The organism is Fibrobacter sp. UWR2 (assembly GCF_002210285.1).
Taxonomy (GTDB): Bacteria; Fibrobacterota; Fibrobacteria; order Fibrobacterales; family Fibrobacteraceae; genus Fibrobacter.
In genome coordinates this window covers 64,046-81,058 of record NZ_MWQE01000011.1, presented here as the reverse complement: position 1 = coordinate 81,058, position 17,013 = coordinate 64,046, and the positions used below count along the sequence as shown (strand labels likewise).

14 protein-coding genes and 1 tRNA gene are annotated in these 17,013 nt (G+C 54.3%); 9 read left to right on the top strand and 6 right to left on the bottom strand.

The genetic code is table 11. The features are described from left to right. Positions 1–1,509 carry a lysine--tRNA ligase gene (lysS, locus tag B7994_RS12690; protein WP_088638838.1) on the bottom strand — a complete coding sequence of 503 codons (1,509 nt, stop codon included), beginning with the start codon at positions 1,507–1,509 and terminating at the stop codon, positions 1–3. Positions 1,510–1,654: 145 nt separating this feature from the next. Then, positions 1,655–3,517: a phosphoenolpyruvate carboxykinase (GTP) gene (locus B7994_RS12685; RefSeq protein ID WP_088638837.1), complete on the bottom strand. Its 1,863-nt coding sequence runs from the start codon at positions 3,515–3,517 to the stop codon at positions 1,655–1,657. 283 nt (positions 3,518–3,800) lie between these two features. On the opposite strand from B7994_RS12685, the gene glgC reads away from it, so the two are divergent. After that, positions 3,801–5,051, top strand: a complete 1,251-nt coding sequence (gene glgC, locus B7994_RS12680; protein WP_088638836.1) for a glucose-1-phosphate adenylyltransferase — start codon at positions 3,801–3,803, stop codon at positions 5,049–5,051. A 72-nt stretch (positions 5,052–5,123) separates the two neighbouring features. Here glgC and B7994_RS12675 read toward each other — a convergent pair whose 3' ends face one another. The 3 genes from B7994_RS12675 to B7994_RS12665 form a co-directional block, all read right to left on the bottom strand. Continuing rightward, positions 5,124–5,981 carry a hypothetical protein gene (locus tag B7994_RS12675; RefSeq protein ID WP_088638835.1) on the bottom strand — a complete coding sequence of 286 codons (858 nt, stop codon included), beginning with the start codon at positions 5,979–5,981 and terminating at the stop codon, positions 5,124–5,126. 158 nt (positions 5,982–6,139) lie between these two features. Next, a complete protein-coding gene (locus B7994_RS12670; RefSeq protein ID WP_088638834.1) occupies positions 6,140–7,063 on the bottom strand; it encodes a sugar phosphate nucleotidyltransferase in 924 nt (307 codons plus the stop codon). 194 nt (positions 7,064–7,257) lie between these two features. Then, positions 7,258–7,330, bottom strand: a tRNA-Lys gene (locus B7994_RS12665). Between the two features lie 127 nt (positions 7,331–7,457). Between B7994_RS12665 and B7994_RS12660 the strand changes: the two genes are divergently transcribed. From B7994_RS12660 to B7994_RS12630, 7 genes are all read left to right on the top strand, one after another. Beyond that, entirely contained in the window at positions 7,458–8,357 is a 900-nt protein-coding gene (locus B7994_RS12660; RefSeq protein ID WP_088638833.1) for a tyrosine recombinase, read from the top strand. Positions 8,358–8,606: 249 nt separating this feature from the next. Continuing rightward, entirely contained in the window at positions 8,607–9,641 is a 1,035-nt protein-coding gene (locus B7994_RS12655) for a D-alanine--D-alanine ligase (protein ID WP_088638832.1), read from the top strand. After that, positions 9,638–10,282 (top strand): tRNA (adenosine(37)-N6)-threonylcarbamoyltransferase complex dimerization subunit type 1 TsaB, encoded by a 645-nt coding sequence (tsaB, locus tag B7994_RS12650; protein ID WP_088638831.1) that lies wholly within the window; start codon positions 9,638–9,640, stop codon positions 10,280–10,282. The genes B7994_RS12655 and tsaB overlap by 4 nt, the downstream gene beginning before the upstream one ends. Before the next feature lie 34 nt (positions 10,283–10,316). Further along, positions 10,317–10,745, top strand: coding sequence for a ribosomal protein S18-alanine N-acetyltransferase (rimI, locus tag B7994_RS12645; protein WP_088638830.1), 429 nt, complete (start codon positions 10,317–10,319; stop codon positions 10,743–10,745). 15 nt (positions 10,746–10,760) lie between these two features. After that, complete coding sequence (locus B7994_RS12640; RefSeq protein WP_088638829.1) at positions 10,761–11,624, top strand: YdcF family protein; 864 nt, start codon at positions 10,761–10,763, stop codon at positions 11,622–11,624. Positions 11,625–11,664: 40 nt separating this feature from the next. Further along, positions 11,665–13,989 carry a DUF748 domain-containing protein gene (locus B7994_RS12635; RefSeq protein ID WP_088638828.1) on the top strand — a complete coding sequence of 775 codons (2,325 nt, stop codon included), beginning with the start codon at positions 11,665–11,667 and terminating at the stop codon, positions 13,987–13,989. A 31-nt stretch (positions 13,990–14,020) separates the two neighbouring features. Then, positions 14,021–14,860 carry a NifU family protein gene (locus B7994_RS12630; RefSeq protein ID WP_088638827.1) on the top strand — a complete coding sequence of 280 codons (840 nt, stop codon included), beginning with the start codon at positions 14,021–14,023 and terminating at the stop codon, positions 14,858–14,860. Positions 14,861–14,930: 70 nt separating this feature from the next. Here B7994_RS12630 and B7994_RS14195 read toward each other — a convergent pair whose 3' ends face one another. Then, complete coding sequence (locus B7994_RS14195; RefSeq protein ID WP_173843241.1) at positions 14,931–15,092, bottom strand: hypothetical protein; 162 nt, start codon at positions 15,090–15,092, stop codon at positions 14,931–14,933. A 194-nt stretch (positions 15,093–15,286) separates the two neighbouring features. Between B7994_RS14195 and B7994_RS12625 the strand changes: the two genes are divergently transcribed. Continuing rightward, positions 15,287–16,672 carry a TrpB-like pyridoxal phosphate-dependent enzyme gene (locus B7994_RS12625; protein WP_088638826.1) on the top strand — a complete coding sequence of 462 codons (1,386 nt, stop codon included), beginning with the start codon at positions 15,287–15,289 and terminating at the stop codon, positions 16,670–16,672. Positions 16,673–17,013: the final 341 nt, after the last annotated feature.

The following is a 17,013-nucleotide window of genomic DNA, read 5'->3' as shown; positions in this document are numbered from 1 at the left end:
TTAGCAGGTCTCCGGTTTCATGAGCGGGAACAGCTGCACGTCGCGGATGGTCTGCTGGTTCGTAAGCAGCATGACCATGCGGTCGATGCCGAAGCCCACGCCACCCGTAGGCGGCAGGCCGGATTCGATCGCGTGCATGAAGTTTTCGTCCATCGGGTGCGTTTCGCCTTCACCACCGCGGCCGCGGCGCACCTGGTCTTCCAGGAGCTCACGCTGACGGATGGGGTCGTTAAGTTCGGTATAGGCGTTGCCCAGTTCCCATCCGTTAGCGTACGGCTCGAACTGTTCGATGAGCCCTTCGATGGTACGGTGCTTCTTGCAGAGCGGGGTACTTTCGGTCGGCATGTCCTTGATGAACGTCGGCTGGATGAGCTTGTCTTCCACGGTGAGCTCGAACAGTTCGAGGATACCGCGGCCGCGGCTGAATTCGCCGTCGAGGTGACCGCCGAGTTCTTCCATCTTGTTCTTGATGTCGTCGTCGCTCATTTCATTGACCTTCAGGCCACCGAACTTCTCGATAGCCTCGATCATGCTGTAGCGGGGCCACGGGGCCTTGAAGTCGATTTCCTTGCCCTGGTAGTCAATCTTGGTGGTGCCGTTAGCGGCAATGCAGGCACGTTCGTAGATGTTCTCGAAGTGGACCATCATGTCGTTGTAGTCGGCGTAGGCTTCGTAGAATTCGAGGCCGGTGAATTCCGGGCTGTGGGTACGGTCCATGCCTTCGTTACGGAAATTCTTGGAGAATTCGAAAACCTTTTCCATGCCGCCCACGATGCAGCGCTTCAGGTAAAGTTCCGGAGCCACGCGCAGGTAGAGCGTCATGTCGCAGGCGTTGTGGTGCGTGGTGAACGGGCGGGCGTTCGCGCCACCGTAAATCGGCTGGAGCGTCGGGGTCTCGACCTCGATAAAGCCCTTCTCGATGAGGTATTCGCGGATAGCCTGCAGAATCTTGAAGCGCTTGATGAACACGTCCTTCACGTCGTCGTTCAGGGCCATGTCGATGTAGCGCTGGCGGTAGCGGGTATCCACGTCGGCAAACTCGTTGAACACGACCTTGTTGCCGTTCTCGTCCACCTTTTCCTTCGCGACCGGAAGCGGGCGCACGGCCTTACTGAGCATAGTCACCTTCTTCACGTGCACGGAGTACTCGCCCGTCTGCGTCTCGAACATGAAGCCGTTCACGCCGATAAAGTCACCGAGGTCGGTCATCTTGACGACTTCGTAGTTTTCCTCGCCCACCTCGTCGCGGGCGCAAACCACCTGCAGGCGGCCATAGCGGTCCTTCAGGTGCATAAAGCACATCTTTCCCTTGCGGTTAAAACGGACCACGCGACCAGCGAAGGCGACTTCTTCGCCCGATGCCATCAGGGCTTCCTTGTTTTCCTTGAGCATCTTGGAATCGTGCGTGCGGTTGAACTTGTGCGGATAGGCCTCGATGCCCATTTCCTTGAACTTCGCAAGCTTCGCCAAACGAGCCTGCACCTGGTCATTCATGTCTTGCATTGCCATGTTTATCTAATCCTGTGACATAGTCACTTGAAATTTTGAACAATGCAAAGATAGAAATTCTCGCAATCTACCTACCTGATGCAAAATAAAAATCCCCGCCACCATTGATGGTAGCAGGGATTTTTAAGTTCCTTAAGGAGACTAATTATGCCTTGTTAAGGCGATCCTGGATCATGTCGATGATTTCGGAGAGTTCCTTCGGGAGGTGCTTGCCGAACTTCGGATAGTGATTTTCCTTAACGTCAGCGAGTTCCTTCTTCCAGCCTTCCACGTCAACCTTCGTGATCTGCGGGAGAGTTTCCTTATAGTAGTCAGCGAGACCATCAGTATTGATGGCGCCTTCCTTCGGCATGTAACCGATCGGAGTTTCGACAGCGTTGTCAACACCGTTGCAGCGGTCGAAGATCCAAGCGAGCACGCGGCTGTTGTCGCCGTAACCCGGCCACATGAAGCCACCCGGGAGCTTCTCGTTGTTGGCATCCTTGCGGAACCAGTTCACGTAGAAGATCTTCGGAAGCTTGTCTTCAGTGGACTTCTTGCCGATTTCGATCCAGTGCTTGAAGTAGTCACCCATGTTGTAGCCGCAGAACGGGAGGATGGCGAACGGGTCGCGACGGATCTTACCGACCTGAGAGGCGTCAATCGTAGAGGCAGCCGTGATTTCGGAACCCACGATGGAGCCGAGGAACACGCCGTGGTTCCAGCTGAGGGACTGGTGAACCAGAGGAATGGTGGACGGACGACGGCCACCGAAGAGGATTGCAGAGATAGGCACGCCAGCAGGATCTTCCCATTCCTTAGCAATGCAGGGGCACTGATGAGCCGGAGCGGTGAAGCGAGCGTTCGGGTGAGCCATTTCTTCGCCCTTGGGAGCCTTGTCCTTCGGGAGAGCGTCACGGGTCTTGCCCTTCCAGTCGACGAGCTTGCCCTTAGCCGGGTAGCCGATGCCTTCCCACCAGATGTCGCCGTCTTCAGTGAGGGCGCAGTTGGTGTAAATGGTGTTCTTTTCTGCAGAGATAAGAGCGTTCTTGTTGGATTCTGCAGAAGTACCCGGGGCAACGCCGAAGAAACCGGCTTCCGGGTTGATAGCGTAGAGACGGCCATCCTTACCAAACTTCATCCATGCAATGTCGTCACCGATGGTTTCGACCTTCCAGCCCGGGATAGTCGGGATGAGCATGGCGAGGTTCGTCTTACCGCAAGCAGACGGGAAGGCGCCAGTCACGTACTTGACTTCGCCCTTCGGGTTCGTGAGCTTGAGGATGAGCATGTGTTCAGCGAGCCAGCCTTCGTCGCGAGCGAGAACGGTAGCGATACGGAGAGCGAAGCACTTCTTACCGAGAAGAGCGTTTCCACCGTAGCCCGAACCGTAGGACCAAATGAGGCGTTCTTCGGGGAACTGAGTGATGTACTTGTATTCAACGTCAGCGCAGGGCCAGATGCCGTTGTCGCTTTCGCATTCGCGGAGCGGCTTACCAACGGAGTGGAGGCACGGAACGAATTCAGCGTTCACGTCTGCATTGAAGATGTCGAGAACCTTCTTACCGGCGCGAGTCATGATGTCCATGTTGAGAACAACGTATTCGGAGTCCGTGACTTCGATACCGTTCTTGGAAATCGGGGAGCCGAGCGGGCCCATGCAGAACGGAATCACGTACATGGTACGGCCGTGCATACAACCCTTATAGAGCTTACGCATCGTCTGCTTGAGTTCAGACGGGTCGATCCAGTGGTTGGTCGGACCTGCATCTTCTTCCTTCACAGAGGAAATGAAGGTTCGGGATTCGACGCGGGCCACGTCAGACGGGAGAGAACGGAACAGGTAGCAGTTTTCCTTCTTGGCGAGCTTCGTGGCGAGGCCGGCCTTGACGCACTTCTGCATGAGGGCATCGTATTCTTCCTTGGAGCCGTCAACGACAACGACGTTGTCCGGTTCGCACATGGCAATCATTTCATTCACCCAAGTACTGATCTTCGGGTGCTTGATATCGTTAAGGGTAAGACTCATTATGAGCTCCTGTTTGGTTTAACGTTAAGTTTCGATAATTTCGAACGCGGTAAAATTTACAAAAAAATAGATTTGAGTTGCAGGGGTGGCATGAAATTTTTCGCCCAAAAACACACGACCATCCGCCACTACCGGTCTGCCCGAATTTGCACCTGAAAATGCCCCATCGGTATTTGGCATTTTTTTTGACTTTTTAAGAAAAAAGTTTACATTTTCATGGAAAAAAACGTAGATTACGCATGTATATGTTGAATAGGTAACTCCGAGTTACACAAGAGGTTATATGAGTTGGTCTTATTCTAGGGAACACCAGAAGAACATCCTTTGCATGATCATGGCCGGCGGCCAGGGAAGCCGCCTGCAGCCCCTCACCCGCGACCGCGCCAAGCCTGCCGTCCATTTTGGCGGAACCTACCGCATTATCGACTTCGTTTTGAACAATTTCATCAATTCCGGCATCTTCAAGATCAAGGTTTTGACGCAGTTCAAGAGCGACTCGCTGAACAAGCATATCTCGGCCGCATGGAACCTGAACGCAAGCCTCGACCAGTACGTGGACCTCGTACCTGCCCAGATGCGCACTGGCGATGACTGGTACAAGGGTACGGCAGACGCCATTTTCCAAAACATCAACCTGATTACGGACGAGCGCCCCGACCTGGTGGCGATTTTTGGCGGCGACCACATTTACAAGATGGACATCAACCAGATGATTGATTTCCACCTCTCCCGCGCAGCTCTGCTTACGATTGCCGCCATCCCGGTGCCCGTCTCTGAAGCACGCGAATTCGGCATTATCGAAGTGGATGCCGACAACCGCATGATCGGTTTCGAGGAAAAACCCAAGAACCCGAAGGAAATGCCCGGCAACCCCGGCTACTGCCTTGCGAGCATGGGCAACTACATCTTTACGAGCAAGTTCCTGGTGCGCGAACTCATGAAGGGAGCCGCAAGCGGCGCGACTGACTTCGGCAAGCACATCATCCCGAGCCTGTACAAGGACTACCCCGTTTACGTGTACGACTTCAACACGAACATCGTGCGCGGCGAGCAGGCCAGCACCAAGGGCTACTGGCGCGACGTGGGAACGCTCGACGCCTTCTTCGAGGCGAACATGGACCTGTGTTCCGAAAACCCGCCGTTCGATTTGTATAACAACTACTGGCCTATCCGCACATTCAACTGGAACCAACCGCCTGCACGATTCTTCGCGGGCGACGGCAGCGCCCACCAGGGTGCCGCCATAGATTCCATCGTGTCGTCGGGCTGCATTATCGGTGGCGGCACCGTGGTCAAGAGCATCCTCTCCCCCGGCGTGTCCATCCAGAAGGATGCTCTTGTCGAAGAATCGATACTGTTCCCGAACGTGACGATTGGCCCGGGCGCCAAGGTCCGCAGGGCAATTATTGAGAAGGGCTTGCACATCCCGGCCGGCTTCCAGATTGGCTACGACCTGGAACGCGACAAGAAGCTCTTCCACGTGACAGAATCCGGCATCGTCGTCCTCGCCAAGGATACGATCATTAAGGCTTAATCAAGGCTTAATAAAAACACAGAAAAGACCCGCACGTGAGTGCGGGCCTTTTGGGTTGGTTATGAAAGAAACTTATTCGCCGGCAGGCTGCGTACTAGAGGAATCCCTATCATTCAGCCATTGACCCCAATCACTACGTCCTCCGGAAAACGCACCACTGGAATCCCTCGCGCCCCAGCCCCCCGTACCTCCGCCGGGCATCGTGAAGCTAGAATCGCCGAAGTTCATACCACCGCCGGGCATCGTGAAGGAACTGTCTCCCCAGCCTTCCATGCCGCCCATGCCGCCGAAGTCCATCTGCCATTGGCCATCCTTGCAGGTATACTTCATTTCCATTTCGTATGTACCCATAGTCATGGTCTCTGTCTTTGTGGCACCTTCTTCGTCGCATGCGTTGGCAGCAGCAGACGCCGTAGAATCATAGGCCCACTGGCCATCCTTGCAGACCATCACCACGCCGAAAGTTTCCTTGGTTTCGCCGTCTGTATCGCAGTTCATCATGCTGGCGATAGACGAGGAATCCACGGTCCACTGGCCTTCGGTGCAGGTCATTGTAAAGCCGTACTGTTCCTGCGTTGCACCTTCCTCATCGCACTTCATCAGGTCGGAATAGCCGGTCGTGTCTATGGGGAGATCCATGCCGCCTACGCTAGAAGAACTCTCGGGAGCAGAATCGCCCGAACTTGCCGCTCCGCCACCGTCGCCTTCACCGTTGGACGCGCTAGAGGTGGTCTTTTCGTCGCCACCGGTGTTGTCCTTGGAATCGCTGGACTTGGTGTTCTGGCCGTCATCACCGCTTTTCGAATCGCTCGAGAGAGTCGGCTGGTCATCGTCCCCGCCGGCACTAGACGCCGACGTGGAATCTTCGCAGCCCATGTAGCAGAAGGCTGCCGTAATGGAGAGGGCCATGGCAAGTTTCTTGAAGTTCATTCTTACTCCTTTGTTGATTGGGTTTGCCTCCCATACGTCATGAAAAATACTCTGCATTTGGGATTTTTAAGGTAAATTCTGGTTTAACCCATAAAAAAAACGCCCCCTAAAGGGGGCTTTCTGCTATTGACGGGGCGTTTTATCCCGTAATTTAAGCCTTACTTGTGGACGACGGTGTTGCTCACCTTGCCATTGGCAATTTTCACGCCGTTCCACACGATGGAATCGCGGATTTCTACGCCGGATATTTCGCAGTCGTCACCGATGGAAACGAACGGGCCAATCTTGCTTGCGTGGATCTTGGCGTTCTTGCCGATAAAGCAAGGCGGAATGATTTCAACGCCCGGGACATTAAAGTCCTTGGAGTTGTCGTTGCGCTTGAGCACGTGGGCGTTCGTTTCGAGGAGGGTTTCCACAAGGCCACAGTCGAGCCAGCGCGAAACGGGTGCGGTCTTAAACTTGCAGCCCTGTTCAATCATCATCTCGAGGGCGTCGGTCAGCTGGAATTCACCCTTCGTGCGGATGTCGTTATCCATGAGCTGCTTGAGGGCCGCTTTCAGGGCCTTCACGTCCTTGATATAGTAGATGCCGACAATGGCCTCGTCCGAGACGAATTCCTGCGGCTTCTCGACAAGGCGGCTGATGTAGCCGTTTTCACCCATTACGGCCACGCCAAAACGCTTAGGGTCTTCGACCTTGTACGTGTATAGGATGTTTTCCTGGGCGTTGTTCAGAATGGAGAGGTCGGCTTCGAAAAGGGTGTCGCCGAGGATAATCAGGAGCGGCTCGTCGTCGTTCACGTAAGGGAGCGAGAGGCTGATGGCTTCGCCAAGGCCCTGTGGGTTGGACTGCAGCACCGTGCGCACTGCCCCCCATTCGGGCTTGGTCTTCAGGTACTCATCGACTTTTTCGGCCTTGTAGCCGGTAATGAAAACAGTTTCCGTGGGCTTGAGGACGGCGGCGTCTTCGACGATCCAGTCAAGAATTGTCTTGCCGGCCAAGGGCAAAAGGCACTTGGGACGATCCTCCGTGTAAGGACGAAGGCGTAAACCATTTCCTGCTACTGGCAAAACAACTTTCATATCAAACCCTTATATTATACAAAATATACTTTCCCCATTCACTATCGCACGTCACAACGTTAGAAAAAAATAGCAAATTTGTCTACATTCCGTATGTGCTTGCCGTTACTAAATGACGAACTTCACAAAACGCTTTTTTTACGCGGAAAAGGCAAATTTATAAAAAAAACCGCCTCGGGGTGAGACGGTTTTCGTGGATGATGCAGGGGTCGAACCTGCGACCCGCTGATTAAGAGTCAGCTGCTCTACCAACTGAGCTAATCATCCATTGTCGCTTGGACGGGGTCAATTATAGAATAGTATTTGACGTCTGTCAAGGGGATTTATTTTCTTTTTTTTAAGAAAAAGTGAAAAAAGTATGCGGGAGGAGCGATTATATCTATATTTCCAATATATGAGCCTCAATTTGGATCGCATGGATGCCTACTTGGCTTTTTTGGGGGTGGAAAGGAACCTTTCCCCAAAGACTATCCAGAGCTACCAGGAAGACCTGCGGCATTTTGTCGGCTGGCTCGACGAGAACGGGATTGACCTGAAGGAACTGACTCCAGAAAAACTGGACGAGTTCCTGACGATTACCGCCGGGCAGGAGGAATACTCCCCCACGTCTGTCGCAAGGCATTTTTCGAGCCTGCGCGGATTCCTGAAGTACATGCAGAATATTGGCGAATACGACTTCAGTACGGAATCGATGCTTGCCGGCCCGAAGCTCGGGCACTACCTGCCGCAGTACCTGACCCGTGAGGAGGTGGACAGCGTTTTCGAGAGCGCCGCCAACGGAAAGAACCCGCTGCGCGATACCGCATTGTTCGAACTCATGTACAGCGCGGGGCTGCGCGTGTCCGAGGTCCTCACGATAAAGCTTTCCCAAGTCGACATCGACAACGAATGGCTCACGCCTATCGGCAAGGGCAACAAGCAGCGCCTAGTGCCCCTCGGGAGCAAGGCTAAGGAAAACTTGCGGGCATGGATTGAAGAGGGGCGTCCCCTCACCCATCCGACTACAGACAACGTAATTTTAAACTCCAAGGGCAAGCCCATGAGCCGCATGGGGGCATGGAAGATTGTGCAACAGCACACGGCTCACCTTTCTAAGGACGTTTCGCCGCATACCTTCCGGCATAGTTTTGCCACACATTGCCTGGAGGCGGGTATGGACCTACGTGTGCTGCAGGAACTCCTCGGGCATGCAGACATCAGCACCACGCAAATATATACGCACATCGACAAAGAATTCATCAAGCAGGAACACCGGCAATACCACCCCAGGGAAAATGGTGGTAAGGAGAGGTAGTGGACACTCTTGCCTTGCTTCGCAAGGCTGCGGTGTGACGCTGGTAAGGGGAAGCGACAATTCATCGCATGAAAATATTCCGTTCGACGGCTTCATCAACAGCATTATGAACCCAGTCTTCATCGTATCACCCGTTACTTTATAAACTACAATTTTCACAATAAACAATCCTCAATATGGTTCCTTGGCGTCGGCCTCGTACCGGCGTTTTTACTATAATTCAAGCATAAGTTTCACAAAGAGGTTTTTATGTCCCGCTTACGCGTATTGGTCCTGATGGGTGGCCCGTCCACCGAACACGATGTTTCCGTAGTGAGTGGCACCGGTGTTGTCCGCGCCATGAACCCGGAACGCTACAATATCCACCCGGTTCTTATCGACAAGGACGGCACCTGGCACTGGTCCGCCCGCGAACTTTCCCCGTACCAAAAGGACAACTTCTCGGTCAACTACTTCCGTAGCCTCGAAGGCTCGGCCGCCTGCACCAAGAAGTCTCCCGCCCTCTCCGAACTCCCGGCCGCCGACATCGCATTTTTGGCCCTCCACGGCAAATGGGGCGAAGATGGCCACATTCAGGCCCTGCTCGAAAACTGGGGTATCCCGTATACGGGTTGTGGGCTCCTTGCCTCGGCACTTGCGATGGACAAGGTCAAGTCCAAGGAAATCTACCGCGCAAACGGCATCCCGACCCCGCCGTACCGCGTGATCTGGAAGCACGACTTTACGGGCGATACGCTCGTGAGCGTCGCCGACGAACTCGGGTTCCCGCTCGTAATCAAGGACCCGCTGGGCGGTTCTTCCATCGGTATCGGTATCGCTAAGGACATGGACGAGGCCGGCAAGATTGTGCAGGACCTGTTCAAGGATTCCAACCGCCTTCTCTGCGAAAAATTCATTGCCGGCGGCGAAGCGAGCTGCGGCTACATCGAAGGCGAAAAGCCGCTTCCGCCCACCGAGATGCGCATGACGACGCGTGAATACTTCGACTTCGAAGCCAAGTACAACGGCGAATGCAAGGAAGTGACGCCGGCGGAATTCCCGGAAGACCTGACCAAGCGCATCCAGGAACTCGTGAAGAACGCCCACTACGCCCTCGGTGGCGCAGGCTACAGCCGTACAGACGTGCGTATCACGAAGGATGGTGAACTCTTCGCCATCGAGACGAACACGCTCCCGGGCATGACTCCGACTTCGCTCTTGCCGCAGCAGGCAGCCTGCAACGGCATCACGTATAGCCAGCTCATCGACATGATTATTGACAAGAGCATCGCAATCAAGAGATGACGATTGATTTATACGTAGATACTTCCCGAAAGGGAATCTCGATGGCGGTCGCAGGCAATGCGCCCGACGGTGCACGCGTTTACGAAGAAATCGTGAACACGGAAGCCCGCGGGGAAATTCTCGGGGAATCGCTCGACACGCTCCTGAAGCGCGTGGGCGCGACACTCGATGACGTGAAGCGTGTGATGGTAACGCTTGGGCCGGGCTCGTTCAGCGGCCTCCGCACCGGAGTGGCGTTCTGCCAGGGGCTCTGCTTTAGCGGCAAGCGCGACCTTTACGGGGTTACCACGTTGCAGGCACTGCAATGCTTCGCCGGAGCGGAAAGCGCCGTGGCTGCAGTCGTTATCCGTGCCCGCACTGGGTTCTGGTACCTGAGGCTCAACGGCGAAGAAAAGTTCATCGAAACGCCCGAAGTAATCGAACTCCTCGAAAAGGCCTGCGTCAAGACTGTAGTCGCAGATGATGCAGCCCTTGCAGACGAAGCCCTCAAGGCCGTGTTCGAAAAACTCGGGGCAAGCATGATGCGTGATACGGGCCTCCCCCTTGACCGCTGGGCTCCGCTGTTCGACAGCGTCAAGCCGTCGCTCATACAAGAGGCGAATTACATACAGCCCTCGTATTTTGAGAAACTCAAGGCCTGACAAAAGGCCCGGAACTAGGACAGGTCGAAAGGATATGTCTATTCGCAAAATGAAGGAATCCGACCTCCCGCAAGTTTTTGCGATACAGAATGCGCTCGCATTCCAGGAATGGAACGAACGGCAGTTCCTCGCCGAAATACACGCAAGTTATGCGCTGTGCGTTGTTTTTGAACAAAATAACAGAATCGATGGCTACGCCGTATTCCACCTGATGGGTCCGGATTCCGAACTCCTGAGCATCGCCGCAAGCCCCGAGCAGCAGCGCACAGGAATCGGTTCTGCCCTCCTGAACGAGGGGCTCTCGAGGCTTGATTTTGCAAGCGGAGACCGAATGTTCCTCGAGGTGCGCGAAGGAAACGAAAAGGCGCGCCGCTTCTACGAGAAGCATGGATTCGAAGCGTACGCGAAACGCGAAAAATACTATTCCGACGGAGAAAACGCCGTCCTTTACCGGAAGGCATAACCAAGGAGTGAAGAGATGTCCAAGATTCTGATGAATGACAAGAACCCGCGCAAGGGACGCAAGAAATTCTGGGGCACAGCCGCGGCCATTGTCGTATGTTGCATGGCACTCCTTTACGTAGCCGTCACCAAGAGTGGCAAGTGGCTTGTTGTAGACGACGAATTCGAACATGCCACCTGGGCCGTGATTCTCGATGGACAATCGGCGAACCTGGAGCGTAACGACTTCGTTGCCGACTTGCTGAGTCAGGGCAAGGTGGATTCCGTGCTGATTCTCGGGCGCAGGGTTTATCGCGACAGGAGTAATGTCGATTTTTATGCCGAGGACTTCATGCGGCTTGGCAAGTTCGATCCCGCGACCGTATTTGTCGTTCGTCATGACTCCCCCTCCACGCTCGGCGAAGCCTGTACGATTATCCCCTGGCTCAAGAAGCATAGGGCGGATACGGTCCTGATTGTGACGGCGGCTCCCGCCACCCGCAGGGCGAAGCGGATTTTCCGGACGCTTTCGGGTGAATCGCCGGTCATTCTCACTGCAGATATCGCTTACAATCGTCAGTATATTGCCGATGCATGGCTGTTTAACCGTGAGTTCCGCAAGAGCTGGCTCCGCGAGTGGCTTGCCTATATAAATTCGTTCATCGATCTGGCGGGTGCCACTCCCTTCTCGGACGAGGATTCCACCTATTTCTCGAAGATACGTTCCCTTGCCGATGAGGCGAAGGACAATCCTGTCATAGACTTAGTTGAATTGCAGAAGATGCCCGAAGTGAAATCCGAACCTAGGGTCGAACCGCAGGATACCGTCAAGGTGGACTCGGCAAAGGCTTCTGCAACGGCGCCGGTGGCACCTGCATCGGATTCTGTACAGAGAAATTAACAAGCCATAAAAAAAGACTTTTTCTATTATTTTCGGTATTATGAAAAAAGCCCTCATAATTACCGGAATAGTCATCGCCTCCATCGTAGTTCTCGTTTTTGTCGGCCTCAAGGTGACGCCGATAATTGCCAGGAACTATATCGTCAACAACTCCGAAGAACTGATCGGGCGCAAGACCGACATAGCGAATATCTCGCTTAATCCGTTCTCGTTCACGCTTGATATCGACAGCCTTGCCGTGTACGAGAAAGACGGCGAGACTCCGTTTGTCGCTTTCGAGAAGTTCCGCGTGAACGTAGACCCGATGAGGCTGCTTACGGGTACGGCTGCCGTGAGCGAAATCTACCTGAAGGGACTGTATGCCCGAGTGCTGCAGCACGAAGACCGTTTCAACTTCACCGATATCTTGGAGTTCCTCGCGAAGGGCGATTCGACATCGGTTGATTCTCTAGCAGTTGCCGACAGTGTGGCCAAGTCTGCTGCGGCTGATTCTACGGGCATGGTGAACGCGGCAGAAATTGCCGAGGGCCTCCCCTTCAATATCTCTGTCGAGAACATCGTATTTGAAAAGGGCAACATCATTTACCAGGACACGAAGATTGGTTCCAAGATCCAGCTTCAGGATTTCTCGGTCAGCATTCCGGCGGTGTACCTGAGCAACAAGCAGACGGATGTGGGCGTGAGCTTCAAGTTCGCTGACGGCGGTGACCTGAACGTGAATGTGCAGGCGAATGCCGCCACAAATGATTTCCATGTGGGTATCGACCTGCGCAAATTCGCGCTTGCCTGCGGTAAGCCCTACCTGAACGAATTTATCAACTACAAGGATTTCTCGGGTTCGCTTTCCGTTGCGATGGATGTCGAGGGCAACCTGAACGAAGTCCTTGCCTCGAATGTCAAGGGAACGGTCTCGGTTGACGATATCGAACTGACGGAGAATAGCGGTAGAAAGCTTGGCGTGAAGCACGTGGGTGTGGGCATCGCGAGTGCCAATATCGACAAGAACGAATTCCGCATCGATTCCGTAGTCGTAGATGGAGCCTTTGCGCATCTGGACCTCTACAAGAATGGCAAGACGAATATCGATGTGCTCCTCAGGAAGGGTTCTGCCGACGAACCGGATAGCGCCCAGCTTGCTGCCGACCAACAGCTTGTACTTGGCGATTCGACGGATGCTGCGGCAGCCGAGGCGAAGAACGCCGAGGAACCCGCTGAGAAGAAGGCTGCCAAGCCTCTCAAGGCAAAAATTGACAGGCTCCTGGTGCAGAACACCACGGCGAGCGCGACCGACCATTCCATCACCAAGCCGTTCAACTACACGGTCAGGGCGATTACCGTGAAGGGCTCGAACATCAACTTCGACACTCCCTGCACAATCAATGTCAATGCATCGTTCCCCGAAGGCGGAAGCGTTGCCGTGAAGTACAAGGGCGCGCTCAACGATATCGGCACGATGGATGCCTATGTGAGCGTGAAGAACCTCGCCCTCAAGCATTTCAGCAACTACAGCCATCACTTTACCGGCTATCCGATCAGTGCGGGTACGCTTGCCTTCGCGAGCGAGAACAAGATAAACAACTTCGAGCTCGATAGCAAGAACATCATCGATATCTACAATATCGATGTCGGTGACAAGGACCCGGATTCCGATCCGGAATTCATGGTCCCGATGAAGGTTGGCCTCTATATTTTGAAGGACAAGGACGACAAGATTGAGTTCGATGTCCCGGTCCACGGTAACATGAAGGACCCGAAGTTCTCTATTGGGAAAATCATCTGGACGACGGTTTCGAACTTGCTGATCAAGGTTGCCCTCTCTCCGCTCAAGATTGTTGGCAACCTCGCCTCCACCGGAGCGGGCGCCATCGGTATCGACCTTGGCAAGAACGATGAAGTCGTTATCGATGCGACAAGCGCGAAGTTTACGAGCGAGCAGTACGCGAAGGCCACGAAGATGACCGAGGCCCTGGCAAAGGACAAGAACCTAAAGCTCATCTTTACGCAGTACTACAGCCCGCGCAAGACGGTCGAAGCCTACAAGACCATCAAGCTCAAGACGGAATACTACAAGAAGTCTCAGGGCAAGGAAAAACTCACCGAGCTCGACGAGCGAGCCATTGCCGAAATGAAGGATAGCGACGAAGGGTTCCAGGCTTTCCTCAAGGAGAGCGGCTCCGTTGATCAGAAGGAACTCCGCAAGGAGATTTCTGCCCTCGCCGAACAGCGTAACCAGGATTTGCTCAAGGTCCTGCAGCAGCAGAAGGGTGTGACCAAGAAGAATATCAAGGTCAACACGGCCCCGGCGAACAAGCTTTCGAGCCATCGCGGGAAAGCCATGTACAAAGTGACGGTTGACGTGCAATAGGAACTCCGAATTTTCTAAATTTGGCCCTACCATGAGTGAAGAATTGTGCGCCAACCTCTCCCAGAAAGTGCAGGAGATTGCTAAGGCCCCGAAATACCGCGGGGCCATATTCCAGATTGAAGCCGACGAGAAGGGACTTGCGCTTGTAGACGTGAAGGTCTCGAGCCTGAAGGTCTACCTGATGATAGACCCGGAATGCGACAAGATTCTTGAGACGAGGTTCTTTACCTACGGTGGCCCCATATTCACCGCACTTGCCGACACGTTCTGCAAGATGATTCAGCAGAAGACCATCGACGAGGCGTGCTCCATTACTGCAGTGAGCATCGAGGAAAGCCTCCGCGATACGCCCGACGTAAGGGCCATTCCGGAAAATGCGCCCGAAATTTCGCAGATGCAGCAGCTTATCGAGGCCGTTGCGCAGGCCTACCCCGAAAAGAAGGGCACGGCGATTCTTGTGCGCGAAAAAATGGACCGCATCAAGTACCGCACGCAGACCGCCGAAGGCCGTGCGGAAGCGGATGCCGAATGGAACGCGATGACCAAACCGCAGAAAATCGAGAAAATCGAGGCCTGGCTCCACCAGTCCGTACGCGGCATGCTGCAGGGCGACGGCGGCGACGTAGAGATTCTCGACCTCACCGAAGACAACCGCCTCAAGATCCGCTACCAGGGCGCATGTGCCGGTTGTGGGTCCGCCATGGGTGGTACGCTCTTCTACATCGAAGACGAACTCAAGAACAACGTTTACTACAACCTGATTGTAGAACCGGAAGACCCGCTCGACAACCTTCCGCCGAATGCGATGTCCGATGCCGACCGCAATTTGGCCGGACTGGACGACAACAACCCGCCACCGAGTTTGTTCTAAGCACAAGCCTTAACCGCGGACCCTAATCAGGTTCCGACGCCCCTATTTCAAAAGCCTGCGCAAGCGGGCTTTACGTTTTATTTGCGGCCTTCTTGGGTGCGCGGTGCACGCTCGGGCGCCTGTTGCCCGGATGGAGCGGCATTACCTTAGCCGTAGCCGAGAGGGAGTGTTCGATTTTGTCCTCGCCGATGGAGGAGCACTGTCCCGAAAAGAGTCTGTGATCAATTGCCATAAATCGTACCTGTGAATGCGAAAATGGATAAAGCTGTATTTATTCAAGATAATTTATTTTTTTCAAATGTCAACAGCCCCAGTCGCGAGAAGCCGCAAAACCCCAAATAGGCGATACTTTTTTGCAAACATATCGTATCATCAGTCCTTTTTAAGGTATATTTGGTGCGTTAAAATCCCAAAAAAGGAACACATATGAGAAACTCGCTCAAGCTTGATGGTCCGGTCAAGACTTACCTCGACGAAAACGAACTCCCGAAGGCATGGTACAACGTGCGTGCCGACATGAAGAAGAAGCCCGCGCCGCTCCTGAACCCGGGTACCGGCAAGCCGGTGACCTTCGAAGACCTGCAGCCCGTGTTCTGCGACGAACTCATCAAGCAGGAACTCGACAACGATACCGCCTACTTCGAAATTCCCGAAGACATCCTGACTTTCTACAAGATGTACCGCCCCTCCCCGCTCGTCCGCGCCTACTTCCTGGAACAGGCGCTCGGCACTCCGGCACACATCTACTACAAGTTCGAAGGCAACAACACCTCGGGCTCCCACAAGCTGAACTCCGCCATCGCTCAGGCCTACTACGCCAAGAAGCAGGGTCTCAAGGGCGTGACCACCGAAACGGGTGCCGGCCAGTGGGGCACGGCCCTTTCGATGTCCACCGCCTTCTTCGGACTGGACTGCCAGGTCTACATGGTGAAGGTCTCCTATGAGCAGAAGCCGTTCCGCCGCGAAGTGATGCGCACCTACGGTGCCTCCGTGACTCCGTCGCCTTCCATGACCACCGACATCGGCAAGAAGATCAACGCTGAATTCCCGGGCACCACGGGTAGCCTTGGCTGCGCCATTTCTGAAGCCGTGGAAGCCGCCGTGAAGCAACCGGGTTACCGCTACGTTCTCGGTTCCGTGCTGAACCAGGTGCTCCTCCACCAGTCCGTCATCGGTCTCGAAACCAAGGCCGCCCTCGACAAGCTCGGCGTGAAAGCCGACCTCATCATCGGTTGCGCCGGCGGTGGTTCTAACCTCGGTGGTCTCGTGAGCCCGTTCGTCGGCGAAAAGCTCCGTGGCGAAGCTGACTACGATATTCTCGCTGTGGAACCAGCAAGCTGCCCGAGCTTCACTCGCGGTAAGTACGCCTACGACTTCTGCGATACCGGCAAGGTCTGCCCGCTCGCCAAGATGTACACGCTGGGTTCCAGCTTCATCCCGTCTGCCAACCATGCTGGCGGCCTGCGCTACCACGGCATGAGCACCATCCTTTCTGAACTCTACGACCAGAAGGTGATTCGTGCAACGTCCGTCGAGCAGACGAAGGTGTTCGAAGCCGCCAAGCTCTTCGCTCAGACCGAAGGCATCCTCCCGGCTCCAGAATCCAGCCACGCCATCCGCGCGACGATCGACGAAGCCCTCAAGTGCAAGGAATCTGGCCAGGCGAAGAACATCGTGTTCGGCCTCACCGGCACGGGTTACTTCGACATGGTTGCCTACCAGAAGTTCAACGACGGCGAAATGAGCGACTACATCCCCACCGATGAAGACATCGCCAAGAGCCTCGCCCAGCTTCCGCAGGTTCAGGGTTAATCCCTAATTTGTCATCCCCGCGAAGGCGGGGATCTTCTTGAACTTAAAAGGCCCCGGATTCAAATCCGGTTTTTTTTTGCAAAAGAACAGACTAAATCACCACCTGGCATCATTTAGTCCGTAATTTTACATACAAACTAAACATGAAATGACGTAAAATTGCACCAATAGGCGCCCAAACACGCCATTTTAAGCATTTTTCACCCTCAATGCGCCCTAAAACGACCCAAAGCACTACGTATAAAGTAAAATTTTACGGACTAAATTCGCACCCCCACACATTTAGTCTGTAAGAAACTCATTTTTCACCAAATTGCAAATGAAAAAAGCCCGCCGACGGC